Source organism: Streptococcus infantis, from assembly GCF_964243025.1.
GTDB classification, from domain to species: Bacteria; Bacillota; Bacilli; order Lactobacillales; family Streptococcaceae; genus Streptococcus; species Streptococcus infantis_N.
Window position 1 is genome coordinate 230,461 of sequence record NZ_CAXTDJ010000003.1, and the last position, 24,924, is coordinate 255,384.

The 24,924-nt window shown below is 41.1% G+C and carries 25 protein-coding genes, 1 pseudogene and 1 riboswitch; of the genes and pseudogenes, 3 read left to right on the forward strand and 23 right to left on the reverse strand.

Going from position 1 to position 24,924, the window contains the following annotated elements; translation table 11 throughout:
• From rpmB to ACESNQ_RS05045, 5 genes and pseudogenes are all read right to left on the reverse strand, one after another.
• Window positions 1-189, reverse strand: a complete 189-nt coding sequence (gene rpmB / locus ACESNQ_RS05025) for a 50S ribosomal protein L28 (RefSeq protein WP_001140948.1) — start codon at window positions 187-189, stop codon at window positions 1-3.
• Between the two features lie 106 nt (window positions 190-295).
• Entirely contained in the window at window positions 296-970 is a 675-nt protein-coding gene (locus ACESNQ_RS05030) for a LiaF transmembrane domain-containing protein (protein WP_373075485.1), read from the reverse strand.
• Window positions 971-974: 4 nt separating this feature from the next.
• A complete protein-coding gene (locus ACESNQ_RS05035) occupies window positions 975-1,421 on the reverse strand; it encodes a LytTR family DNA-binding domain-containing protein (protein ID WP_373075487.1) in 447 nt (148 codons plus the stop codon).
• A gap of 118 nt (window positions 1,422-1,539) precedes the next feature.
• Window positions 1,540-2,043 (reverse strand): phosphatase PAP2 family protein, encoded by a 504-nt coding sequence (locus ACESNQ_RS05040; protein ID WP_373075489.1) that lies wholly within the window; start codon window positions 2,041-2,043, stop codon window positions 1,540-1,542.
• Window positions 2,044-2,156: 113 nt separating this feature from the next.
• Window positions 2,157-2,309: pseudogene (locus ACESNQ_RS05045) on the reverse strand (ABC transporter ATP-binding protein); the annotation flags it as partial.
• A 356-nt stretch (window positions 2,310-2,665) separates the two neighbouring features.
• Here ACESNQ_RS05045 and ACESNQ_RS05050 point away from each other — a divergent pair.
• A complete protein-coding gene (locus ACESNQ_RS05050; RefSeq protein ID WP_314944237.1) occupies window positions 2,666-3,337 on the forward strand; it encodes an ABC transporter permease family protein in 672 nt (223 codons plus the stop codon).
• A gap of 223 nt (window positions 3,338-3,560) precedes the next feature.
• On the opposite strand, the gene ACESNQ_RS05055 is transcribed toward ACESNQ_RS05050, so the two are convergent.
• Both ACESNQ_RS05055 and ACESNQ_RS05060 read right to left on the reverse strand, forming a co-directional pair.
• Entirely contained in the window at window positions 3,561-4,277 is a 717-nt protein-coding gene (locus ACESNQ_RS05055) for a YebC/PmpR family DNA-binding transcriptional regulator (RefSeq protein WP_373075491.1), read from the reverse strand.
• 103 nt (window positions 4,278-4,380) lie between these two features.
• A complete protein-coding gene (locus tag ACESNQ_RS05060) occupies window positions 4,381-5,745 on the reverse strand; it encodes an MATE family efflux transporter (protein WP_373075493.1) in 1,365 nt (454 codons plus the stop codon).
• 108 nt (window positions 5,746-5,853) lie between these two features.
• On the opposite strand from ACESNQ_RS05060, the gene ACESNQ_RS05065 reads away from it, so the two are divergent.
• Window positions 5,854-6,408, forward strand: coding sequence for a GNAT family N-acetyltransferase (locus ACESNQ_RS05065; RefSeq protein WP_373075495.1), 555 nt, complete (start codon window positions 5,854-5,856; stop codon window positions 6,406-6,408).
• A 43-nt stretch (window positions 6,409-6,451) separates the two neighbouring features.
• Here the strand turns inward: ACESNQ_RS05065 and recA are convergent, their stop codons facing one another.
• From recA to ACESNQ_RS05095, 6 genes are all read right to left on the reverse strand, one after another.
• A complete protein-coding gene (gene recA, locus ACESNQ_RS05070; protein WP_373075497.1) occupies window positions 6,452-7,600 on the reverse strand; it encodes a recombinase RecA in 1,149 nt (382 codons plus the stop codon).
• Window positions 7,601-7,654: 54 nt separating this feature from the next.
• Window positions 7,655-8,911 carry a competence/damage-inducible protein A gene (locus ACESNQ_RS05075; protein ID WP_373075499.1) on the reverse strand — a complete coding sequence of 419 codons (1,257 nt, stop codon included), beginning with the start codon at window positions 8,909-8,911 and terminating at the stop codon, window positions 7,655-7,657.
• 85 nt (window positions 8,912-8,996) lie between these two features.
• On the reverse strand, window positions 8,997-10,037 hold the full coding sequence (gene lytR / locus ACESNQ_RS05080) for a glycopolymer--peptidoglycan transferase LytR (protein WP_373075501.1): 1,041 nt from the start codon (window positions 10,035-10,037) through the stop codon (window positions 8,997-8,999).
• A 4-nt stretch (window positions 10,038-10,041) separates the two neighbouring features.
• Complete coding sequence (locus ACESNQ_RS05085; RefSeq protein ID WP_373075503.1) at window positions 10,042-10,563, reverse strand: GNAT family N-acetyltransferase; 522 nt, start codon at window positions 10,561-10,563, stop codon at window positions 10,042-10,044.
• Complete coding sequence (gene tsaE / locus ACESNQ_RS05090) at window positions 10,553-10,996, reverse strand: tRNA (adenosine(37)-N6)-threonylcarbamoyltransferase complex ATPase subunit type 1 TsaE (RefSeq protein WP_373075505.1); 444 nt, start codon at window positions 10,994-10,996, stop codon at window positions 10,553-10,555. Before tsaE ends, ACESNQ_RS05085 begins: the two co-directional genes overlap by 11 nt.
• A 90-nt stretch (window positions 10,997-11,086) precedes the next feature.
• Window positions 11,087-12,508, reverse strand: a complete 1,422-nt coding sequence (locus ACESNQ_RS05095; RefSeq protein WP_373075507.1) for an NCS2 family permease — start codon at window positions 12,506-12,508, stop codon at window positions 11,087-11,089.
• A gap of 196 nt (window positions 12,509-12,704) precedes the next feature.
• Here ACESNQ_RS05095 and ACESNQ_RS05100 point away from each other — a divergent pair, with 196 nt between their 5' ends.
• Window positions 12,705-13,517, forward strand: coding sequence for a Cof-type HAD-IIB family hydrolase (locus ACESNQ_RS05100; protein WP_373075509.1), 813 nt, complete (start codon window positions 12,705-12,707; stop codon window positions 13,515-13,517).
• A gap of 136 nt (window positions 13,518-13,653) precedes the next feature.
• On the opposite strand, the gene ACESNQ_RS05105 is transcribed toward ACESNQ_RS05100, so the two are convergent.
• The 10 genes from ACESNQ_RS05105 to uvrA all read right to left on the reverse strand — a co-directional run bounded on the left by ACESNQ_RS05105 (window position 13,654) and on the right by uvrA (window position 24,895).
• On the reverse strand, window positions 13,654-14,079 hold the full coding sequence (locus ACESNQ_RS05105) for an SP_0198 family lipoprotein (protein ID WP_373075510.1): 426 nt from the start codon (window positions 14,077-14,079) through the stop codon (window positions 13,654-13,656).
• An 86-nt stretch (window positions 14,080-14,165) separates the two neighbouring features.
• The gene (locus ACESNQ_RS05110; protein WP_373075512.1) at window positions 14,166-15,416 is read right to left on the reverse strand and encodes a bifunctional folylpolyglutamate synthase/dihydrofolate synthase; all 1,251 of its coding nucleotides are present in this window, start codon (window positions 15,414-15,416) and stop codon (window positions 14,166-14,168) included.
• A 259-nt stretch (window positions 15,417-15,675) separates the two neighbouring features.
• Window positions 15,676-15,981, reverse strand: a complete 306-nt coding sequence (locus ACESNQ_RS05115) for a DUF1292 domain-containing protein (protein ID WP_000017624.1) — start codon at window positions 15,979-15,981, stop codon at window positions 15,676-15,678.
• Window positions 15,982-15,996: 15 nt separating this feature from the next.
• Complete coding sequence (gene ruvX, locus ACESNQ_RS05120) at window positions 15,997-16,416, reverse strand: Holliday junction resolvase RuvX (RefSeq protein ID WP_006152930.1); 420 nt, start codon at window positions 16,414-16,416, stop codon at window positions 15,997-15,999.
• A gap of 3 nt (window positions 16,417-16,419) precedes the next feature.
• Window positions 16,420-16,686 carry an IreB family regulatory phosphoprotein gene (locus ACESNQ_RS05125; protein ID WP_004250500.1) on the reverse strand — a complete coding sequence of 89 codons (267 nt, stop codon included), beginning with the start codon at window positions 16,684-16,686 and terminating at the stop codon, window positions 16,420-16,422.
• 97 nt (window positions 16,687-16,783) lie between these two features.
• Entirely contained in the window at window positions 16,784-17,356 is a 573-nt protein-coding gene (locus ACESNQ_RS05130) for an SP0191 family lipoprotein (RefSeq protein WP_373075515.1), read from the reverse strand.
• Between the two features lie 60 nt (window positions 17,357-17,416).
• The gene (gene spx / locus ACESNQ_RS05135; RefSeq protein WP_000591164.1) at window positions 17,417-17,815 is read right to left on the reverse strand and encodes a transcriptional regulator Spx; all 399 of its coding nucleotides are present in this window, start codon (window positions 17,813-17,815) and stop codon (window positions 17,417-17,419) included.
• Window positions 17,816-17,950: 135 nt separating this feature from the next.
• Window positions 17,951-20,611 carry a magnesium-translocating P-type ATPase gene (gene mgtA / locus ACESNQ_RS05140; RefSeq protein WP_373075517.1) on the reverse strand — a complete coding sequence of 887 codons (2,661 nt, stop codon included), beginning with the start codon at window positions 20,609-20,611 and terminating at the stop codon, window positions 17,951-17,953.
• 192 nt (window positions 20,612-20,803) lie between these two features.
• Window positions 20,804-20,957: riboswitch (M-box (ykoK) riboswitch) on the reverse strand.
• A 52-nt stretch (window positions 20,958-21,009) separates the two neighbouring features.
• Complete coding sequence (locus tag ACESNQ_RS05145; RefSeq protein ID WP_373075519.1) at window positions 21,010-22,071, reverse strand: M24 family metallopeptidase; 1,062 nt, start codon at window positions 22,069-22,071, stop codon at window positions 21,010-21,012.
• Window positions 22,064-24,895: an excinuclease ABC subunit UvrA gene (gene uvrA, locus ACESNQ_RS05150; protein ID WP_373075521.1), complete on the reverse strand. Its 2,832-nt coding sequence runs from the start codon at window positions 24,893-24,895 to the stop codon at window positions 22,064-22,066. Before uvrA ends, ACESNQ_RS05145 begins: the two co-directional genes overlap by 8 nt.
• Between the last annotated feature and the right edge of the window lie 29 nt (window positions 24,896-24,924).

The following is a 24,924-nucleotide window of genomic DNA, read 5'->3' on the forward strand; positions in this document are numbered from 1 at the left end:
TTAAACGCGTTCTACTTTTCCTGATTTCAAAGCACGAGCTGAAGCCCAAACTTTTTTAGGTTTACCATCGATAAGAACAGTAACTTTTTGAAGGTTTGGTTTTACGGCACGTTTAGTTTGGTTCATCGCGTGTGAACGGTTGTTTCCTGATACAGTCTTACGACCTGTAAAGTAACATACTTTAGCCATTGTGTTTTCCTCCTATTAGATCTAATATAGCGGATGTGCTAGCACCACATACCGTACTATGTTATCACACTTTCTTATTTTTGGCAAGGGAATTGGAAGACTTTTTTTATTTGACGTAGACAACTTCTAATTTACCAAAAGCTACCTCTCCACGGATAATCAAGGTTTTGCTGGTTGGGGCTACAGGAGCATCTGCCTTAGCTACTCCACAAGAAGTCTCCACCTTCAGGTCCACTCTCCAGTGTTGGGGCACATAGATAACTGCATTCCCTAAACTGACTTCTACCTTCAAGGTTGCACTATCACCTAACATCTCTGCATTGTCATAATAAATCTTGGCATTCCCACAGCTAACTTCAAACTGGTCTTCTACCAAGTCTTGGTCCTGTTTGTAAAAAGTTCCACTACCAAAGGAAACTTCCTTTTCTGTTAGAATGGTCTTTTTACCGTCATACCACCATTTTTTCTCGTTCCATGTTTTGTTCGAATTAGTCAACATGCCAACTCCGAGAACGATTAGCACTCCCGCCCAGAACAGTGATTGATTGGGAATCGGTAAAATGTCATAAAAGTGATTAGCAATCATGAGGGCCACTAGGGCTGTAAAAGTGGCTGAATTGAAATGACGACGAAGCAAAGCTTCAACTGATTGATAGGCAAAAAATCCAATACCAATCAAGGGCCAAATCTGCCCTCCAAATGAAGGAATTCCAAAACTTCCCTGTAACAATACTAAAGCTGCCAACACTAGCAACACAATACCAAATGCTTTCTTTTTCATGTTCTTACCTCATGTTTCTTAGATTTTCTTTTAGGAGGGATTGATAGTGTCGTGACACGTGAACCTCCTTGTGGGTTTGATAAAAGGAAATAGTGCCTGTCCCTGAGAAGGACTTATCCACCGAGTAGACCTGACGGATATTGGCTATGGTCGACTTGGAAACCCGACTGAAATAACAGGGCAGGATGGACTCCAACTCATAAAGCTTGAGCCGAACCTCGTAGGCCTCTTTCTGGGTATGGGCGTAAATCTTGCTACCTTCTGTCTCAAAAAAGAGAATTTCTGCCAAGTCTAAGTAATATTCACCCGTCCCCTTATAAAAGATCAACCTAGGAGCCTTGGTTTCTTGCAAGAGTCGTTGCAAGTCAGCTATCTCATCTGTCAGGGCTGCAGCCTTGATGACAATCTCTGTCTCAGTTAATTCACTATCAATCTCGATTCGTAACTTCATCCTATCTCCTTTCTGCATCTACTATACCAAAGCCTAAAAGACTTTACAAGAGCAAAAAAGCAAGTGGTCACTTTTGACCCGTAAGTGGTTACGAGGCCAAGCCCACTTGCTTTGCTTCTTACACAATAAAGAAAAGAATTCCCAAGAGGAGACCACAGACGTAGCCAACTAAAACATCCTTGGGATAATGTACTCCACCCAAGACCCGTACAAGACCTAAAAGAGCTGATAAGACCAACAAAACCAACCCCACAGGAAGATTTGCATGCATGCAAGCCATGGAAATGATGGTTGCTGAAAAGACATGGCGACTGGGCATTGAATTACCAGAACTGTCCTTATCTAGTAGCGGAATAATTTCCCAAGTCTCATAAGGACGCGGTTGATTGATCCACTTACGAACTAGCGTCAATAGGACAAAGCCCAAAGCTGGAACTAAAATATAAGCAGAAAGTTCTTTCCCAACCCCGTTACTTACAAAGTTTGTTCCCAACAAGGTCAAGTAAGCCAAGGGCATCAGAACTGTCATCATGCGATTAAAGACTCGCATCAATTGCAATAGTTGTGGATGTCGAAGAAGACTTGATTTCCTCTTCTCGTACCACTCTTGATAGTTTTTCATCTGTTTTCTCGTTGTTTCTAGATTTTACACAAGAAGCCTGACAGAACGAGTCTGCTAGCGTCTCCTACTCTAGTATAGTGCAGAAAAAGAAGGCCGTCAAGCCTTCTTTTGATTTATTCTTCTGCTTCGTCTTCTGTAAATTGACTATTGTAGAGGTCTGCATAGAAACCAGCCTGAGCCATAAGCTCTTCATGATTGCCTTGCTCGATGATGTTTCCTTCTTTCATGACCAGAATCAAGTCAGCATTGCGGATCGTTGACAATGACTCCACCACTACTGCCCAAATCCAGTATTCTGACATGCCAAGGATTTTCCCAATGGCCCAAATAGCCATGATAGGACCACGAGTGACCACTTGGAGTCCCATGGTAAAGAGCATTTGAATCTGCGTGATATCATTAGTCGTCCGAGTCAATAGACTGGGGATTGAAAAACGTTTAAAGACCAACATCGGTTTATCCATTCTTTCTCCCTTCTAAGTAAAAATAGTTCTCATAAGAACATTTAAGCTTCAATGAGAACTATCTAAGTAGAAATTGACATCAGCTCTTATTTTATCTATAATAAACACTATCTCACACCTATAAGAATACACCCTGATTAGAAATGAGAAAATCACAAATGAAACATAAAGAAGAGAAAATTTTAGGAATCTTTGCCATCATCTTTGGAACCCTAGCCCTTCTTGGTTCCTGGCTACCAATCATTAGCATTCTAGCCTTTTTCTTTGCCATTATTGCTATCACCCTAGGCATTTTTGGTATCGGTCTTAATCTTAAAAATCGTAAAACATTGGCTATCATCGGAACAAGCCTAGGTATTCTATCCATTTTTCTTGTCTTAATGACGCAAGTATTACCTTCTGGGCTTTTTACCGACCTGGCTAAAAACTTTCGACACCCATACAGAAGTCTGACCTCTTTAACGGAAGATGAGAAATTTGGAAAATCACCAGATTATAGACCAGATGAAGAGGATATCGAAGATACTGATACCTTCTCTTGGACCCAGGAACAGTTTGATGCTTTGATAGAGGGAGACACTGCAAACAGAGGAAAAGGCGGCTCCAACTACAAAGATATCATCAGCAAGCATGGATTACCAGATTCTGAAATTGAGTCAACCTCAGGTGATTACGACATTAAGAAAATCACCTATCTATCCCTCGGTTCAAACACCAAGACAGTCGTACTCACTTTCGCAAAGCAGGAAAACGGCCAGTTTCTTCTCATCCGAAAATTTGCCCTAGGCTTGGATAGAAAAGAGAAAACTGATGATGGAGTGAAAGTTTAACATAACAAAAAACGTGCTGGGAATAGCAATCGGTAGACCAAATCTCGATTTCTAAATCCCAACACCACGATTTTTCCACAATCCATTGGATCATGGACGATTATAGATAACTAATAACGTTTTGGGCAAAAGAGATTTTTGTCTCTTTCTTGCCCCTTTTCTACACAAAGACATAACAAAAGCCCTTGAAATACCAATGTTTTCAAGGGCTTGTTTTTATTTATTAGAAGCCATCTACATTGGTATAGATTTTTTGTACGTCTTCGTCGTCTTCGAGGACTCCGTAGAGTTTTTCAAAGGTTTCAAGGTCTTCCCCTGACAATTCCACTTCTGACTGAGGAATCATCTCAAGTTCTGTTACTTGGAATTCTTCGATACCAGACTCGCGCAAAGCCACAATAGCTTTGTGAAGGTCAGTTGGAGCTGTGTAAACAGTGATTGTTCCTTCTTCTGCTTCTACATCGTCTACATCGACATCTGCTTCAAGCAAGAGTTCAAAGATAGCATCAGCGTCGTCACCAGAAAATACGATGACACCCTTGTTGTCAAAGAGGTAAGATACTGAACCTGAAGCTCCCATGTTTCCGCCGTTTTTACCAAAGGCAGCACGGACATTGGCAGCTGTACGGTTAACGTTTGAAGTCAAGGTATCCACGATGAGCATTGAACCATTTGGCCCAAACCCTTCGTAACGTCCTTCTGTAAAGGTTTCGTCTGTATTTCCTTTAGCCTTATCCAAAGCCTTATCAATAACGTGTTTTGGCACTTGCGCTTGTTTAGCACGGTCGATAACGAATTTCAAAGCTGAGTTTGATTCTGGATCTGGATCACCTTTTTTAGCTGCTACATAGATTTCTACACCAAATTTTGCATATACTTTAGAGTTAGCTCCATCTTTAGCCGTTTTCTTGGCTACGATATTGGCCCATTTACGTCCCATTAGGAATCTCCTTTTTTCACATTTTAATCTTTCTTATTATAACACAAGTCTAGTCGATTTTCACTAGAGGAAATGGATTTTTCTTTTATAAATGAAGCTAGGATTATCCGCCGACAGCCAAGATCTTCTTGCCTTCTTTTATCCAAGGGTGCTGAGAGAGTGAGATATAAAGCTGTGCAGTCATAACAAGCCAAAGTAGCGGTTCACATAGAATCACACCTGTATAACCTGCCCATGGAATAATCCAAGCGACGAAAACAATTTTCCCGATAAACTCGATAAAACTAGATATGAGGGGTAAGAGTTTTTGACCGAGTCCCTGCAAACTATTTCTATAAATCAATAAAAGACTCAAAAATGGATAGAAAACAGAACTAATACGTAGGTACAAGGTTCCATTTTCAATCAAGTAACCATCTGTTGAACTCGCTAAGAAAGAAACTAGGCTAGGACTTGCAAAAAATAGGAACACACAAGCAAAGGTTGCCCAAGCCATACTCAAATAGCTACCTAAACGAAGACCTTGGACGATACGATCTGGACGTTTTGCCCCAAAGTTTTGAGAGATAAAAGTCGTCATAGAAGCCGAAATTGCCGTCATTGGCAATAAGGCAAAGGCCATGATTCTACGTGCTGCCGTTTGGGCACTGATAATAACTGCTCCAAATCCATTAACAGAGGATTGTAAGATGACACTTCCGACAGAGACGATTGAACCCATCAGCCCCATGGCTAGCCCCTGCTCCAAGAGATCAACATAGAGATCCTTATTCCATCTGAAATGTTTAAGTTCTGGAAGAAGCTCTGGAACACTTTTTCGGATATAGAAATAACAGAGAATAGCGGACAAACCTTGCGAGATGATGGTTGCAAGACCTGCAGACTGAACACCCAACTGCAGTTGTGTAATAAAATATAAATCTAGAATGACATTAACAATGGCTGAAAAGATAAGAAAGGCAAGCGCCGCAAGGCTATCACCAATCGAGCGTAGTAATCCTGCAAAGAGATTATAAGCAAAGCTAACTCCCACACAGCTGACAATCATAGAGATGTATTCATAAGATTGGGGGAGAATTTCTATGGGAGTTTCTAGGTACTGTAAGAGTGGATAGAGGCCGAAGAAACCCATCAGCATCACAAGACCACTCAGGATTGTACCTAAAATCCAAGTCGCTGCGACAGCCTCTTTAATCTTTGTAAAATTACGAGCACCATAAAGCCGAGCAATAACAACTCCCATCCCATTTCCGACTCCGAGAGCAAAGCCAATAATCAAATCAAAAATAGCTGTCGTAGCTCCAACTGCCGCCAAGGAATTCTGTCCTAAAAAACGCCCAACAATCAAAATATCAGCTGTATTGTATAGTTGCTGAAAGATATTGGAAAGTAAAATCGGTAATGCAAAACTAATCAGTGAAGGAAGAATGGGACCATGAATCAAGTCCACCGTTGATTTCTTATTCATAAGGCTATTATATCAGCTTTCAAGTTGAGGAACAAGGGAGTTTCCTTAAGAAAGCGTTGCCTATATGTAAACAATCTGGTATAATCGTGACAGAAAAGGAGGGTATGTATGATCTTAACAAGCCAGTTAATTACAGATGGATTCCCAGACCTTGAGAAAGTGGAACAATTAAACAAGGAGGCCTTCCCTGAAGAAGAAAGGGTGCCCTTAGACGAATTTTTACTGTATCAAGATAGGGATGACGCTCACTTTTTCGCCTTTTATAATGAGGAGGAGTTTGTTGGCTTTGCCTTTGCCATCTCCAATCAAAAAGCTTTCTACATCAGTTTTTTCGCCATCATGCCTCATTTGCGTAGCCATGGTTATGGAAAAGAAATTATTGAAAAATTGATTGATTTTTACCAGCGTACCATGATTCTTGAAGTGGAGCGATTAGACGAAGACTGTGACAATCTCGAACAAAGAAAAGCCCGCATGGACTTTTACTTACAAAATGGCTTTAAAACTGCCAACGCCTTCTTGGAATACGAGGGAATGAGTTTCGAAATTCTCTATCGTGGCGACCACTTTGATGAAGAGGCCTATCGGAACATCTTTCAAAAATTGCAAGAAGAGAACTACTTCGACTTTCGTATCGAATACCGACGCTTTAGTGACCACTAGTCAACACGAAATAAAAAAAGTAGCAGTTTTACTGCTACTTTTTTTATTCTTCAATTTCGATTTCAAGAGCGTCGCCCAAATCAAGTGTTACTTCTTGGTTAGAATCTGCATCAGCTGCTGCACTTGCTTTAGAACCTTCTTCCTCTTCAATTAAACCATATCGAACACGAACTTGGTGGTCAATTTCATCAAAGATTTCTGGGTGATCTGCCAAGTATTTCTTAGCATTCTCAGAACCTTGTCCGATTTTTTCACCCTTGTATGAGTACCAAGCACCTGCTTTTTGGATAATATCCAAATCACTAGCAATCTTCAAGAGTTCACCAGTTCTAGAAATCCCTTCACCATACATGATTTCAACAAGAGCTTCTTTGAACGGTGGAGCTACCTTGTTTTTCACAACTTTAATCTTAGTTTCTTTACCAACGTTCGTATCTTTTTGATCACCAGTTCCCTTGATTTGTGTACTTCCACGCACATCCAAACGGACTGAAGCATAGAATTTAAGGGCGCGTCCACCAGGAGTTGTTTCTGGATTTCCAAACATAACCCCTACTTTTTCACGCAACTGGTTGATGAAGATAGCAATTGTCTTTGTCTTGTTGATAGAAGCACCGAGTTTACGCATAGCTTGGCTCATCATACGAGCTTGAAGACCAACGTGGCTATCTCCGATATCTCCATCGATTTCCGCACGAGGTACAAGAGCTGCAACTGAGTCAATAACCACAAGGTCAACCGCACCTGAATCGATCAATTTCCCTGCAATTTCAAGACCTTGCTCACCTGAGTCTGGTTGTGACAAGAGCAATTCGTCAATGTTAACCCCAAGAGCTGCTGCATAGGCTGGGTCAAGAGCGTGTTCCGCATCGATAAAGGCTGCAATTCCACCTTCTTTTTGTGCTTGCGCTACAGCGTGAAGGGCAACTGTTGTCTTACCTGATGACTCTGGACCGTAGATTTCGATGATACGCCCCTTTGGATAACCACCTGAACCGAGTGCAATATCAAGTGCCAAAGAGCCTGAACTCATCACTTGCACTTTTTGCTCTGCTCGTTCACCCAAGCGCATGATTGAGCCCTTACCAAAATCTTTTTCAATCAATTTAAGAGCATCATTCAAAGCTTTTTCACGATCAGCTCCAAATTTTTTCCCAATTTCATCTAATTTTTTTGTTGGTTTTTTCGCCATTTTGTTCTCCTATATTTTAATGATTCTAAGAACCTTCTTCTATTATATCAAAAGTCAGTCACTTAATAAAGCTTTGCGAACTAAGTTAAAAGCATGCATGACTGCAATTTTACGAACATCTGCTCGACTTCTTCCAGCTATATTGACCTGAACAACTTCTGTGCCGGATGCTTGAGACAAACCGATAAAAACTGTACCAGCAGGATGCCCTTCTAGACTATCCGGACCAGCCACTCCTGTCAAGCTAACTCCAAAGTCTGATTGAGTTTTAAGCCGTGCCTGATCTGCCATTTTTTCCGCCGTAAAGGCTGAAACAACTCCATGTTTTTCCAACTCTACTTGTGGAATATCTAACATCTTAGCCTTTTCTTCCAGACTATAAGTGACAAAACCACCTTTAAAGATAGCTGACACTCCCGAAAAGTCTGCCAAAGTTGCTTGAAAAAGCCCTGCTGTCAAACTTTCCGCAGCCGTTATGGTTTTATGCTGCTTTTTCAACTCCTCAACAACTACACTAGCTAGACTCGCTTCCTCACCATAACCATAGCAGATATCCTTTAAAGCAACACCTTCAAAAGTCTGGCGGGCAAGAATTTGAACCTCAAGACGATCCAAAGATTTTCTCGCTTCTTCTTGACTAGTAGCCTTGGTAGACAAACGCAGAGTCACTTCTCCCGTTTTTGCATAAGGTGCCAAGGTTGGATCTGTCTGCTCTTCAATCAAATCCGACAGAATCGTTACTAGCTGGCTCTCGCCAATGCCAAAGAAACGAAGCACACGTGAGTATAACTTAGCTCCAGTTGTCAATCTTGGCAACAGTTCATTTAAAACCATGGGTTTCAGTTCACTTGGTGGCCCTGGTAGGACGACATAGGTCACGCCAGCCACCTCAATCATGCCTCCAACTGCTAGTCCTGTTTCATTAGGTAGCGGGATTGAACCCTCAACGATTTGAGCTTGGCGTTCATTATTTGGAGTTCGGGCATAGTCCGGTCGATGAGCAAAAAAGTCATCTAGTTTAGCCTGCGCTTGAGCATCAAAAGTTAAATCACGCCCTAGAAAATGGGCCAAGGTTTGTTTGGTCAAATCATCCTCTGTCGGTCCCAATCCTCCTGTTAGGATAACCAGATTGCTACGATTCTTAGCAATCTCCAACAAAGATAAGAGACGACCCTCATTATCTCCTACAGCCGTTTGGAAGTAGACATCCACACCGATTTCAGCCAACTTTTCAGATAAAAACTGAGCATTGGTATTGACAATTTGACCTGTTAGAATCTCTGTTCCAACAGCTATGATTTCCGCTTTCATTTTTTCCTCCTACATATCTATTCGGATTTCTTTGAAAAAATCGCAGGAAAATTCCTACGATTTTAGTATTCATTTCTTATTGTTCTTATTGGCCTTGTTGTTCCTGATCTGCAACAGAACCAGTTATTTGTGGTAGACGACCATAAATATTTTCATACAAGACTACATTTGTCTCCAATTCGGTAACTTCTGGCTTATCCAATGAACGACGCAAGAGATTTTGCATTTCTAACATATGCTCAGATGTCACGATTTGGTAAGATGTCTCATCAATCATTGCATCCTCTCCACGTAATTGCTGAGATTCAATATTCTTAAAGGAATCTTGGTAGCCCATCAACTGAGGAATCGTTGTTGTTGTAATCTCGATATTTGTCTGCATGTTATCGCTAAGAGCCTTCAAAATTTCTTGGTAGTGACTAACACTATTCAAACTAAGAATTTTTTCAACAATCTTTTGGATGACTTCGCGCTGACGTTTCTGACGACCGTAGTCTCCCTCTGGATCCTGATAGCGCATGCGTGAATATACTAGCGCCTCGTCACCATTTAGGGTTTGTTCCCCAACACCGATAGAAATCGTGTTAAATGGTTCCTGGTCTTGGATAGAGATTGGGAAACCTAGAGTGTTATTTACTGTGATACCACCTACAGCATCAACCATTCTTTGAAGACCGTGCATATTAACCATGACATAGCGGTCGATATGGATATTCATCATTTTTTGAATGGTCGAAATGGCAAGCTCTGCCCCACCATCAGCATAAGCAGCGTTGAGTTTAGCTTCTCTAACACTACCATCTGGTTGTTGGATTTGTGTCAGAATATCACGTTCCAAACTCATCATAACAACTTTCTTGGTTTTAGGATTCACTGTTACCAAGATCATTGAATCACTATTTCCTGCCCATGGGTCTGTACGTTCAACATTCCCCGTATCCACCCCCATAAGAAGGATTGTCAATGGTTCAGTCGCCTCGATGACCTTGGTTTCTTCTCCAATTTTTTTATAAGTTTTGGCCAAAGTCTGAGTACTTTGTTGGTAAATCGTGTAGGCATAAGCTCCCACACCAAGCACTGTCACAAGAACAAAGCCTAAAAACATTCCAATTATTTTTTTTGCCATACATTTATTCGTCTATCAGTCTCCCCATCAGGTAGACATCAAGAAACTCTCCTCCTTCTATACAAGCACCACGTTCCTGCTGGCCTTCTATGATAAAGCCCATCTTTTTATATAGATGAACAGCTGCTAGATTTCGTTTTTGAACTGTCAGTTGTAAGCGTCGAATACTTCCACTCGACTGGGCCCATTCAATAGCTTCCTCCATCAGGATACTACCGAGACCATTGCCCCAATAGGCTTTCTTGATGCCCAAGAAAACATCGCCAATGTGTCGAACTCTCGGACGCTGATCAGCCGTTATATTGATGACTCCTGCCAATTCTTCATTCAAAAAAGCTAACAGAGTAATCTGATTATCCGATTGGGCCTGCTTGTTAATAAAACGTTGCATTTCAGATTCAGTCATTGCAATTCCATTTTCATCCAGACTGGTAAAACTAGATTCATGACCAATCTGATCCAAAAGTGCAATAAGACCTGTAGCATCCTCTACTTCTGCTTCACGAATTAAAAGATCATACTCCATCTGTCAACCTCTGCAAGAGTTCTGCCGCTCGTTGACCGTGGGCATGAAAGACAACTTCACGGCCCTCACCATCTTTAAGAATTTCTAATTCCAGATAGTCGGCTGGAAGAGCATCACCTAATAGGTGCCCCCATTCAATAACTGTCACACCTGAACCAAACAGAAATTCATCCAAGTCGATCGAATCTGCATCCCCTTCGATGCGATAAACATCCAAGTGATACAGGGGTAGACGTCCTTCATACTCTCGAACGATAGTATAAGTAGGACTCTTAATCATTTGATGAATCCCTAAGCCTTTAGCCAGACCTTTGGTTAGCGTTGTTTTACCAGCACCTAATTCACCAGTTAAAATTAGTACATCATTTTTTTCAAGTAGACTACCCAACTCTTGCCCAAGAGCGATTAGTTCATCTTCATTTTTTGTGTGCATGTAAACATTATACCAAAAAGTTTTCTTTTGCGATATTTCTAGTAATAAAAAAGGAGGATATTCCTCCTTCTTTTTTTAAAGTTTTTGTCTTTAGTTAAGTGCCATGCTGATGTAGTTCAAGATGAACAAAGCATCCAAAATCCAAATCATGACATGCACTTCCTTAACTTGACCTTTGACAATCTTCGCCAAGGTATAAGTTAGGAACCCAACGGCAATCCCTTGTGTAATTGAGTAACTGAATCCCATAAAGATAGAGGTGAAGAAGGCAGGAACTGCTTCTGACATATCATCCCAAGGAATATTTTTCAAGTTAGAGAGCATCATAATTCCGACGATAATCAAAATTGGTGCTGTCGCAGCTGAAGGAACAATGGCAAGAAGTGGACTAAAGAAGCTTGATAGGGCAAAACAGATAGCAACAACTAAGGCTGTCAATCCAGTACGTCCACCAGCACCGATACCTGCTGCTGACTCAACATAAGTTGTAACGTTTGAAGTACCTGCAATGGCACCTACTGATGTCGCTACCAAGTCAGAATAAAGAGCTTTATCCAATTTAGCTGACTCATGGTTTTCACCACTTGTCGCAACGATACCAACTTTTTCACCAGTACCAATAAGAGTACCGATAGTATCAAAAATATCTGTCAATGAGAAGGCAAGAATAGCCATCAAAGTTTCTGGCAAACGAGAAGTATTTGAAATCAAAGATCCTAAACCTTCTGAACCAAGAGCAGCACCAAACAAAGTACCTAAGTCGTTAACTGCTGCTGAAAGATTGTTGCTAGCAAAATCGATTCCTGACACATTAACAAGACCAACCGCAATCGCAAGGACTGTCGTTGTCAAAATAGAAAGAATGATTCCACCTTTAATACCTTTGACAACAAAGAAGATTGTAATGGCAAGACCTGCAATAGCTACCAATACTGCTGGAGTATTGAAATCTACCAATCCTGGAACAGCTGCTGCATTTGCAGTAATCGCTGCTTGAGCCTTATCTGCTCCTTCACCTGCTACAGTATAAGTCCCTGGGTCAATTGAGAATTTCAAGAGACCAGCATTCTTAATACCAACATAGGCAAGGAAAACACCAATACCAGCTGAAATTGCTGAACGAAGAGTTGCAGGAATAGACTCAATGATCATTTTACGAACATTGGTTAATGTGATAATCAGTGAAATAATCCCACAGATGAAGACCATACCAAGAGCTTCTTTCCAAGTATAGCCCATTCCGAATACAACCGTAAATGTAAAGAAAGCATTAAGTCCCATACCTGGAGCTTGTGCGTATGGCAAGTTAGCATAGAAAGCCATCATCAAAGTTCCTACTACAGAACCGATGATTGTTGCCAAGAATACACCCTGAACAGGCATTCCTGTTTGCGAAAGCATTTGAGGGTTTACAAAGAGAATATAACTCATTGCAAAGAAAGTTGTTAAACCAGCAAGCACCTCTGTACGGACGTCTGTCCCGTGCTCTTTTAGTTTAAATAATTTGTCCATTTTTAATCTCCTTTGTCATTTTACGAACAATATGACTATTATATCATCAATCATTCACATTTTCAAGCTGTTTTTCCTATTTTTAAAAATTCTTAAAGGATATAATTCTTCTTATTTTTGCTTATAGTCAGCTTTTCTTTCAGCTTTTTGATATAATAGGAAACATCTTATCTGAAACTAAATTCGGGAGGATTTTATGACTAAAAAAATGATTGCCGTGGACTTAGACGGTACCTTACTTAATGGAGAAAGCAAACTCTCTGACTTTACAAAAGAAACCATTAAAAAAATCTCTAAAAAAGGCCACCATGTGGTTATCGCAACCGGTCGCCCATATCGTATGGCCAAAGATTTTTATGACCAACTTGAACTTGAGACTCCTATGATCAACTTCAACGGTTCACTCACTCACCTACCTGGTAAGGTTTGGAAACATGAAAAATGCCTTACTGTGGACAAAAAATACCTCTTGGATATCGTAAAACGCAAAGAGGACATCGAGGCAGACTTTATCGCAGGTGAATACCGTAAAAAGTTTTACATTACAGCTCCGAACAAAGAGATTGCCGACCCTAGGCTATTTGGTGTTGAAAACTTCAGACCTGAAAATCAATTTAATCCTGAACTTGTCACCAAGGACCCTAACTGCATTTTATTTCAGACTCGCGCAAGTGACAAATATGCTCTCGCAGAAGAAATGAACAGTTTTTACAAGCATCAACTCAACATTAATACTTGGGGTGGTCCTTTAAACATCCTCGAATGCGCACCCAAAGGTGTTCACAAAGCCTTTGCTCTTGAATACCTCCTCAATGTCATGAATATAGACAGACAGAACTTGATTGCCTTTGGTGACGAACACAATGACCAAGAAATGCTCTCCTTTGCAGGTAGAGGATATGCCATGAAAAATGCTAATCCCGCTCTACTTTCTTTCGCAGACGAGCAATTACCGCTAACCAACGAAGAAGACGGAGTCGCTCACTTTTTACAAGAGCAGTTCCTTTAATAAAAACTATCCCTCCATACTTTTTTGGTAGAAAATAGCTACCTTAATCGTATGGATTTTTTTTTTGCCAAAAATCGATTAAAGAAAAAAGGACCCGAATCCGTGTTAACGAGATTCAAATCCTTACAAAAGATATCTATTTTTTTAGAACGATACGATCAGAAATTTCGCGACCCATATCATCAATAATAATTTGATTGCCATCAGCTACATAAACCTTTATATCATCTCCAATAAAGACTCTCTGACTTTCTGGTTCGAAGGTGACCTTTTTAATTTCCTGATCGCCATCAGGTTCTACTTCTGTCCATGTTCCAGTATTACCAGTAACTACGAGAGTAATGCTATCGCCCTCATCTTGCCCTTTATAGGTCCCATCAATGTTAGTTACTGAGCTAGCAGTCGAACTAGAAACAGTCGTTTCTGCTGACTGAGCAGTCGTTACTTCCGTACTAGCACTTGCTTGAGTTGAAGGAGTTGCTTGCTCTTTTGGCGAACATGCAGCTAAGAGACTAAGACTTGCCAAAGAAGCAAGAGAAAGTGTGAATTTTTTTAGTGACATGATGGCTCCTTTCTTTTAGTGGCTTAAAATCAGAATAACCCTGCTGAGCCACCACACCTTTACTATAACAAATAAAGATAGGAGGGTCAATCAAATGAATCTAGGGCCATGAGACAAGCTCGAACCTCAGATATAAAATAGAGAGAGCCTGTCACAAATAGCAAGTCTTTCTCTTGTGCAGAAGCTTCAAAATTATCTATAAAATCTCGATAGGAAGCAATGCTTGTATAATCTCCAAAGTCTTGCTCTTCCAAGGAACCCTGATAGTCAAAACTCGTAACATAGAGAGCTACATCAGGTAAATGCTCTGTTAAATAAGTAAGCATCCCACTATAATCTTTCCGCTTTAGGGCACCAAATAGAATTTGAGGCTGATACCCTTGCTGGATTTTTTCTTGGATAAACTCAACCAAACGCTCTAGAGCTGGTAAATTGTGAGCCCCATCTAGATAAATGTGCTCAGTGACAGCTTCTAGCCTTCCAGCCCATTTAGTAGCTTGCAAGGCAGCACGTACTGCTTCTTGATCTACTTTCTCGTTTCTTTGTACCATAAATAGTAGAAAAGCCTGCAAGGCAAGAGCAGCATTTTCCTCCTGATATGCTCCCTCCAATCCCAATATTAGGTGGTTAAAGTCAGCTAGAGAAGATGAAAAGTTCCCATTTCGGAAAGAAAAATCTTTATTAGCTTGATAGAGACTTACACCCAAATCAGTGGCTGTCCTTTGACAAACGAGTTGGGCTTCCGGTGCTAAATTTGCAATCACAGCTGATTTCCCAGGCTTAAAAATTCCTGCTTTCTGCTCTGCAATTGCTGTTAAACTATCGCCCAAGGTCTCCTGGTGATCGAGGCCGATTGATGTGATGATTGCAATTTCTCCTGTCACGACATTGGTAGTATCAAGAAGTCCACCTATCCCAACTTCCAGTAGGACCAAATCTACTTCTTGCTCTTTAAAATAAAGCAAAGCAATCAAGGTCAGCAACTCAAAAAAAGATAGCTGATCGTGGGTTTCTAGAAGTCTTTGCTCCATTGCTTTGACTTGATCTGCTAAACGAATAAAATCTGTGTCCGATATAGGCTCACCATTAATACAGATACGGTCATGGATGCTGACAATGTGGGGCGAAGTAAAGGTACCAACCGTTTTCCCATGGGCAACAAAAAGCTCCCTCATAAAAGCAATAGTTGACCCCTTGCCATTTGTCCCTGTCACATGGATAATTGGATAGGTTTGCTCAGGATTCCCCAGCAAATCTATCGCTCTTTGCATCCGTCCCAATCCTGATCTAAAATTCAAGCCAATCCGACTATGAAGCCATTTTTCTACTTCAATCATGCTTATCTCCTTAACAAAAAAGCGAAGATTCTCTTCGCTTTTTACTCATTTTGCTAGATACTAGCTAAATTTTATTTTTAGCGTCAGGCTAAAAACGTCCACTGGACTTACCAGTTCTCTCTTATTTTAAGGAACTGGGCTGATACAGTCTACCAGACTACCTGCGTTTCTATTTTCTAGCGCAGGGCTAAAAACATCCCCCGAACTTACTGACGGTCTTTATTTTTAGCGTCAGGGTAAAAATGTTCACTGAACATTTTTACTCCTCCATAAAGCTGTTGAAGACTTCTTCAATCATGTTCCATTCATCTTCTGAATCTTCAGGGATTGGTTGCAATTCACCTTCAGTTCCATCTTCATTTTCGATGAATGAGTATGCTTGAATTTCAACTTCACCGTTTTCATCTTCTTCTGCATTAACTGGTACAAGAAGAACATAGTTTTTACCAAATTCTTCTTTTCCGTCAATAGTCAAAAGGATTTCAAATAAAGTTTCGTTTCCTTGCTCATCTACAAGTGTAATAAGTTCACGTTCTTCGTGATCGTGGTTGTGATCGTGTGACATAGTTTCTCCTCTGTCTTAAAATTTTCTATCTAAATAATTTTGCAAAATCAACTGAGCTGCTAATTTATCAATAACTTTTTTACGCTTATTGCGACTAATGTCTGCTTGCTCAATCAACATGCGCTCAGCAGCAACCGTGGTTAGGCGCTCATCCTGGTACTCCACTGGTAAGCCAAAGAGTTCTTCCAGTTTTGCTCCATAGGCTTGACTCGCTTCCACCCGCGGTCCACTGGTATTGTTCATATTTTTAGGTAAACCAACAACAAAGCGCTCCACCTTATAGGTGTCAACCAATTCCTTGAGTCGTTCAAAGCCGAACTCTCCTTGATCTTCATTGATTTGGATGATTTCGAGCCCTTGTGCTGTAAACCCTAACGGATCGCTAATCGCTACTCCTACTGTTTTGGAACCAACGTCCAACCCCATAATTCTCATTGGTTATAGATCGACTCCTTGTCCCTTAAGGTAGTAGCGGACCAATTCTTCAACAATCTCATCGCGTTCGTATTTACGGATTTGATTTCTTGCGTTATTGTAACGAGGAACGTAAGCTGGGTCTCCACTGAGAACATAGCCCACAATTTGGTTAATAGGGTTATACCCCTTCTCGTTCAATGAAGCATAGACTTCTGTCAATGTTTCACTAATTTCTTTTTTATTGGAATCATCCAATTTAAAACGTACGGTTTCTTCAGTAAATCCCATTCTAACACCCTCTTTCCTTAGAATAGTACTATTATAGCACATTCACAACCATTCTACAAATGACACAGCCTGATTTTGCTGATTTTCTGTGACTTCCTTACTGGACAGTCGCGCCACTTGCAACTCGATTTTCAATATATTCTTCTGGTTCGTTTTTTAGTAGATTTTCTAATCCCACATTTTTTAAATATTCGCTTTCGCTTGCCTTTTTAACGTCTAGAACTTGAAAATCATAACTTGTTTTTGTTTCAATCTCGGTTTCACTTAAAAGATTGGTTTCAATGTTAAATCCAGGAATTTTACGTGCTTCTTGGACCGACTCATCCTTGTCTTCTCCTTCTTTCAAGGCCTTTCTTGCTTCCTCTAATCCATGCTCTGCAATAAAGTTCTTGAGGTCTTCTGAAATTTGTCGTTTTTGCTGAATCGTTAAGGTCAAGAACTGTTTGCCCTTATAGGTAATGGTCTGGGTTTGTTGAACCCCATTTTCGTCAGAAGGTAGAACAAGCGTCTTTGTTACAACTGTATTGTTATTGGCATTTTCTAGAATAGGCAAAGTTGATTGAAGAGCTTCTGTCGTTGTATCTTTAGAAGATTCCGCAGACTCTTTTTTCTGTCCACAGCCAGCTAGCAAAAATAGGAGCGCAACTGTACCGATAACTATCTTCTTCATATTTATTTTTCCTTATTTATCTATCAAATAAGGCTAGGAGTCACTCCCAGCCTTTATGTTTTATAGTGCTGCACGTAAACGTGCTTCTGCATTTTCTACATTGCGGACAGAGCGTGGCAAGAAGGCACGAATGTCATCTTCTTTATAGCCAACTTGTAAACGTTTCTCGTCAACAAGAATTGGACTTTTTAGGATGCGTGGTGTTTCCATGATTAAATTAAGCACTTCATTGACACTCAAATCTTCGATATCAACTCCGAGAGCTTTAGCGTAGCGATTCTTTGATGATACAATGCTCGCAATTCCATTGTCTGTTTTTGTTAGAATATCTAATAATTCTTCTCTAGAAATCCCCTCTTTACCGAGGTTTTGTTCTTTATAACTTAACTGGTGGGCATTGAGCCAGGTCTTAGCTTTTTTACAGCTAGTACAACTTGAGACTGTATAAATTTTGATCATGTACCTACCCCTTTCGCTACACGTTACTATCAGTTTATTCTATTATACCATAAAAAACATCCGACTTGCGACCTATTTTTAAAAAAATTTAACTTTTTCCCCAGTTTTCTATCTTTTTTCTTGACAAAAACCGAACTATAACCATTCTTTATACTTCTTAATGTAAAATTTCTTAATAACTGTAACGCTAAACATATACAAGAAAATAATACAGATTAAGAACAAGAAGTAAGGAAGCCCTAAGGGTGCTAGACGAAGGATATTTACTAGCGGTCCATAAGGTAGACTTGTTACGAAAAAGGCTGCAACCAAGGTTGTCAAGATCACAAGCCAAGCTGGTCTGCTTTGTACAAAAGGAACTTTTGCCGTACGAAGCATATGGATAACCATGGTTTGAGACCACATAGATTCAATGAACCATCCTGTTTGGAACAAGATAATAAACTGAAGGGCAGATTCTGACCCATGAACATAATGATAGCCTGTCACCAAAGGAACAATAATAAAGTAGAGGAAAATAAAGGTCAAAATGTCAAAGATAGATGAGATTGGACCCATCCAAACCATAAATCGCGTAATGGATTTTGCTTCCCATGTATGGGGTTGTTTTAGGAAGTCTTGATCCACATTATCAAACGGCAATGCCACACAAGATAAATCGTAGACTAGGTTTAGGACAATGAGATGAACAGGAGCCATTGGTAAAAATGGCAAGAAGATACTTGCAACCAATAGAGAGAAGATATTCCCAAAGTTTGAACTAACTGTCATCTTAATATATTTGGTCATGTTGGCGTAGACCTTCCGGCCTTCAACGATACCTGTTTCAAGAACCATGAGATCCTTGTCCAACAAAATAACATCAGCTGTTTCCTTTGCGATATCTACTGCTGTATCAACGGAAATTCCAACATCTGCCACCTTCATAGATGGGGCATCATTAATACCGTCACCCATATAACCAACGGCATGACCATTTTTCTTCAATTGTAGAATAATTCGAGCTTTTTGGTCAGGAGACAATTTGGCAAAGACTGCTACACTTTCAACCGCTTCTGCCAATTCTTGGTCTGTCATTTGGTCGATATCAGCTCCCAAAAGCATCTGCTCAACATCCAAACCAACCTTTTCACAGATGGCTTGGGTTACTTTTTCATTATCCCCAGTTAAAATCTTTGTTCTGACACCATGCTCAAGCAAAGTTTGAATAGCGGGTGCTGCAGATGGTTTTGGTGGATCCAAGAAGGCAAGGTAACCTGTAAGGATCATGTCACTTTCATCAGTCACAGCATAGGCATAATCTTCACGGAGACCTGACTTGTAACCAACACCTAATACACGTAAACCTTGACGATTTAATTGACCAACTTCTGCCAGTACTTCTTGGCGAATACCTTCCGTAATAGGGATTATTTCTCCATGATATTCCACATGTGTCGAAATGGTCAACATTTCTTCCAAGGCGCCTTTGGTCACCATACTAACAACATTACTATCATCTTTGACGATAACACTCATGCGTCTACGTTCAAAATCAAATGGTAGTTCGTCGATTTTTTGGAAGCTGGTGTCTAGATTTTGTAGGATAGCGTGTTCTTTGGCTTCCTTTTCAGTTCTACTGATGATGGCACGGTCCATCAAGTTTTTCAAACCTGTTTGAAAATGTGAATTTAGATAAGCTCTTCTTAAGACCGCCATATCCAAATCACCATGGATATCCAAGGGATATTCTAAGACAATCTCATCTTGCGTAAGAGTTCCAGTTTTATCCGTACAAAGGATATCGATTGCTCCTAGATCTTGGATAGCATTGAGTTTTTTGATGACTACCTTTTCCTTGGCCATGATAATGGAACCTTTTGCTAAGCTGGCTGTAATAATCATTGGCAGCATTTCTGGTGTCAGTCCGACACCAACGCTCAAGGCAAACACTCCCGCTTCTAGCCAATCTCCATCGGTTAAACCATTTGCAAAAAACACAATCGGGATCATGACAAGCATCAAGCGGATCAAGAGCCAGGAAATGCTGTTCATTTCACGTTCAAAAGAAGTTGGCTCATCATAAGTATTAAGAGTTTGCTCAATAGCTCCCATCATGGTGTCATCCCCAACTGCTAGGACCATAGCTGTAGCACTTCCTGAGATAACGTTTGTCCCCATGAATGCCAAGGATTCTGCTTCTAAGAGGCTATCTATATTTTGACCAGTGACTTTATTTAAAGCTAGCTTTTCAACTGCATCACTTTCTCCAGTCAAACCTGACTGTTGAACGAAAAAGTCGCGGGATTCAAATAAGATAACATCTGCTGGAATCATGTCTCCCGCACTCAATTTCACGAGATCTCCCACAACCAACTCATCGATTGGCAACTCTTGTTCAAGACCATCACGAATAACAGTTGCAGTGTTGACAATCATTTTTGAAAGGTTGGTTGTTGCCTTATCGCTCCGCAACTCTTGGACAAAACGGATGCCTCCTGAAATCAAAACCAAGACAACGATAATAATAGAGGTCGTAGGGTCCTCTTGGCCAGGTTTGGCAAGCCAGACGTTTGTAACGAGAGAAATAAAGGCAATCACAAGCAAAATGATTGTGAAAGGATTAATAATGGACTCATAAATCTTTTTAAAGATGGAATCCTCTTGACCCTTGGTAATGGTATTTTCACCATATAAGTCACGGTTTTCTTCGACTTGTTCTTGGTCTAAGCCTTTTAGACTTGTATGGTAAAAAGCTAGACTATCTTTAAATGGAGTTTGAATAGCTGCTGCTAATCTTTCTTTTGTAGTTTTCATTGGTTTCTCCTATCTGTATGAATGATAATTTCATACACAGGAACCAATCACTTTATAAGGACAGAACGACACAAATCAGCGATTGGCTGTGTATGTGCGGTTCTGGATGATCGTCAATTTGCATCGTTTGTCTCCTTTCTTTGTTTTAAAACAGCAGAAAATCCTGCCATAAAATGGCAGGACTAAAAAACTTATGATCTGTTTTCGTTCAAGCTTTAACTCCATAGGGCGATGTAATGAGCTTAGTCTTGACCTTCGCGACCAGGACTGTTGACCAACGAGTAGTGTCTCCACTGCTTTGCGGTAGTCATCCGTATCCCTATGGTAGCCTCACCTACCGTTTTCGCCTTTCAGTATAAACCTTTAACTAGTAAAAGTCAACGATTTATCTCATTTTCTTAGATCACAATCAATTCTTTTGGAGCAAGGGTTAATAATTCGCAACCTGTCTCTGTGATCAGAATGTCATCTTCGATACGAACCCCGTATTTACCTTCGATATAAATACCAGGCTCATCAGTCAAGACCATACCCGATTTAATAACTTCTGTAGAAGTTTGGCTAAAGTATGGCTCTTCGTGGATATCAAGTCCGATACCGTGCCCGATACCGTGTGTAAAGTATTGTCCATAACCTGCTTCCACAATAATGTCACGAGGAATCTTATCAAAGTCTCGGAAACCTAAACCAGCCTTAGCCTGGTCAATCAATGCTTGGTTAGCCTTCAAAACAGTGTTATAAATTTCTGCTTGTTCGTCGCTGACATGACCAAGGTAGATGGTACGGGTCATATCACTGACATAGTGGTCGTAAAGGCAACCGAAGTCCATAGTAATAGCTTCACCTAGTTCTACTGGCTTGTGCATTGGGTGAGCATGGGGTTTAGAAGAGTTGATCCCACTAGCTAGAATCGTGTCAAAAGACAAACCAGCAGCGCCTAATTCACGCATACGGAAGTCCAGGAAGTTGGCAATTTCAATTTCTGTCTTCCCTGGCTTGATAAAGTCAAGAGCATCATGGAAAGCTTGGTCAGAGATGGAACAAGCCTTACGAATAGTCGCAATTTCTGTCTCATCCTTAATCATGCGAAGGGCTTCAACAAACTGTGTCTGTGGAACTAGTTCTAAACCTTCAAAGGCGGTTTGCATGCGATGGTAATAAGAAACTGAAATCTCATCTTCAAACCCGATACGAGAAAGGCCCATGTCCTTAGCAATTTTTGCGATAGTAGCCAACTCGTCACGTTCTGCAAAAATCTCAAAACCAGTAACTTCCTGCTTAGCAGCGATAATATAGCGGGCATCTGTCACCAAGACCTGACGGTCACGACTGATAAAAACTGTTCCATTTGAACCCCAAAATCCTGTCAAATAGTAGACATTTTTAAGGTTATTGATAATGATTCCATCTAGTTCTTTTTCTTGCATTTTATCGAGAAATGCTTGCACACGTTTATTCATGATGTAACTTTCCTTTCAAATACTGTCCTGTATAGCTAGCTTCATTGGCAGCTACTTCCTCTGGTGTTCCTGTTGCGATAATAGTACCACCGCCAACACCACCTTCTGGGCCTAGGTCGATAATATGGTCTGCTGTTTTGATGACATCTAGATTGTGCTCAATGACGAGAACTGTATTTCCATCATCGACAAAGCGAGACAAAACGGTGAGTAGACGAGCGATGTCCTCAGTATGCAAACCAGTTGTCGGTTCATCTAAAATGTAGAAGGACTTACCTGTCGAGCGCTTGTGGAGTTCACTAGCCAGCTTCATACGCTGCGCTTCTCCACCAGAAAGTGTCGTAGCTGGTTGTCCCAAGGTCACATAACCTAGACCTACATCCTTGATGGTCTGGAGTTTGCGTTGAATTTTCGGAATGTGTTGGAAAAATTCTACTGCGTCATTGACCGTCATATCCAAGACTTGCGAGATATTCTTTTCCTTGTAATGAACTTCTAGGGTTTCACTGTTGTAGCGGGTTCCATGGCAGACTTCACAAGCCACGTATACATCTGGCAAGAAGTGCATTTCAATCTTGATAATCCCATCACCCGAACAGGCCTCACAGCGACCACCCTTGACATTGAAACTGAAGCGACCCTTTTTGTAGCCTCGAATCTTGGCTTCATTTGTCTGAGCAAAGAGGTCTCGAATGTCATCAAAGACACCTGTATAGGTAGCAGGATTAGACCTCGGTGTTCGTCCAATTGGACTCTGGTCAATGTCTATCAGACGATCGATATGCTCAATTCCTGTAATCGTCTTAAACTTACCAGGTTTGTCTGAATTGCGATTGAGCTTTTGAGCAATGGCTTTTTTGAGAATGCTGTTAATGAGTGTCGACTTCCCTGAGCCAGATACCCCTGTCACCGCAATGAATTTTCCGAGTGGGAAGCGAGCGGTGATATTTTGCAAGTTGTTCTCACGCGCACCTGTCACTTCGATAAAGCGACCATTGCCTACACGGCGTTCTGACGGCACTGGAATCGCGCGTTTCCCTGACAGATACTGTCCTGTAATGGATTTGCTGTTGCGAGCTACCTGCTTAGGCGTTCCTGCAGCAACAATTTCTCCACCAAAGACTCCCGCTCCAGGACCGACGTCAATCAGATAATCAGCTTCTCGCATGGTGTCTTCATCGTGTTCTACCACGATCAAGGTGTTCCCCAAGTCACGCATCTTTTTCAGACTGGCAATCAAACGGTCATTGTCCCTCTGGTGAAGACCGATGGACGGCTCATCAAGGATATAGAGAACTCCTGAGAGATTGGAACCAATCTGGGTCGCTAAGCGAATACGTTGACTCTCCCCACCTGATAGGGTTCCTGCCGAGCGGGATAACGTTAAATAGTTAAGGCCCACGTTATTTAGGAAAGTCAAGCGGTCCTTGATTTCCTTGAGGATAGGACGAGCAATGATAGCTTCATTTTCAGATAAGGTTAGCTGGTCAATAACTTCCAAATGGTCTGCAATGGAGAGGTCTGAAATTTCTCCGATATGGAGTCCTTTTTCTCCCCCTACTCGAACAGATAAGGCCTGGTCATTGAGACGATAACCATGACAGGTGCCACAAGTCAGCTCGTTCATATAAAGACGCATCTGTGTACGAGTGTAGTCGCTATTGGTTTCATGATAGCGACGCTTGATATTGCCAAGCACTCCCTCAAATGGAATATCGATATCACGAACTCCACCAAATTCATTCTCATAGTGGAAATGGAATTCTTTCCCATCTGAACCATAGAAAATGAGATGTTTATCCGCCTCAGACAAGTCCTCAAAAGGCCTATCCATATCCACTCCAAAAGCTGTCATAGCTTGTTCCAGCATGTTTGGATAATAGTTAGAAGAGATAGGGTTCCAAGGCGCCAAAGCGCCCTCGCGAAGAGTCTTGCTAGCATCTGGCACTACCAAGTCCGTATCAACCTCTAGCTTGATTCCCAAACCATCACACTCACTACAGGAGCCAAAGGGTGCATTGAAGGAGAAGAGACGGGGTTCTAGCTCTGGAACTGTAAAACCACAGACTGGACAAGCGTAGTGTTCTGAGAAGAGCAACTCTGAATCATCCATAGTATCAATAACGACATAACCTTCAGCGATACGGAGAGCTGCTTCAATCGAATCAAAGAGACGACTACGGATACCATCCTTGATGATGATACGGTCTACCACCACGTCAATGTTGTGTTGTTTATTCTTTTCAAGTTCAGGAACTTCGGTCACATCATAGACAATCCCATCGACACGGACACGAACATAACCATCCTTTTGAATCTTTTCAATCAGCGTCTTGTGTTGCCCTTTTTTCTTACGAATAACAGGAGCCAAAATCTGCAAGCGTTGGCGTTCTGGCAATTCCAAAACCTTATCCACAATCTGCTCTACAGACGAAGCCTTGATAGCCCCATGTCCATTGATACAGTAGGGTGTCCCTACACGTGCATAGAGAAGACGTAGATAATCGTTGATTTCCGTCGTTGTTCCAACCGTCGAACGAGGATTTTTACTGGTCGTTTTCTGGTCAATGGAAATGGCAGGGCTGAGACCGTCGATAGAATCCACATCTGGCTTTTCCATATTGCCCAAGAACTGACGAGCATAGGCTGACAGACTTTCAACATAGCGACGTTGCCCTTCTGCATAAAGGGTATCAAAGGCTAAACTAGACTTTCCTGATCCAGATAGTCCCGTCACCACCACTAGCTTGTCACGTGGAATTTCCACGTCAATATTTTTTAAATTATGGGCGCGTGCCCCATGGATGACAATCTTATCTTGCATGTTACTTCTTTCTAGTCCATTGTTGCTTT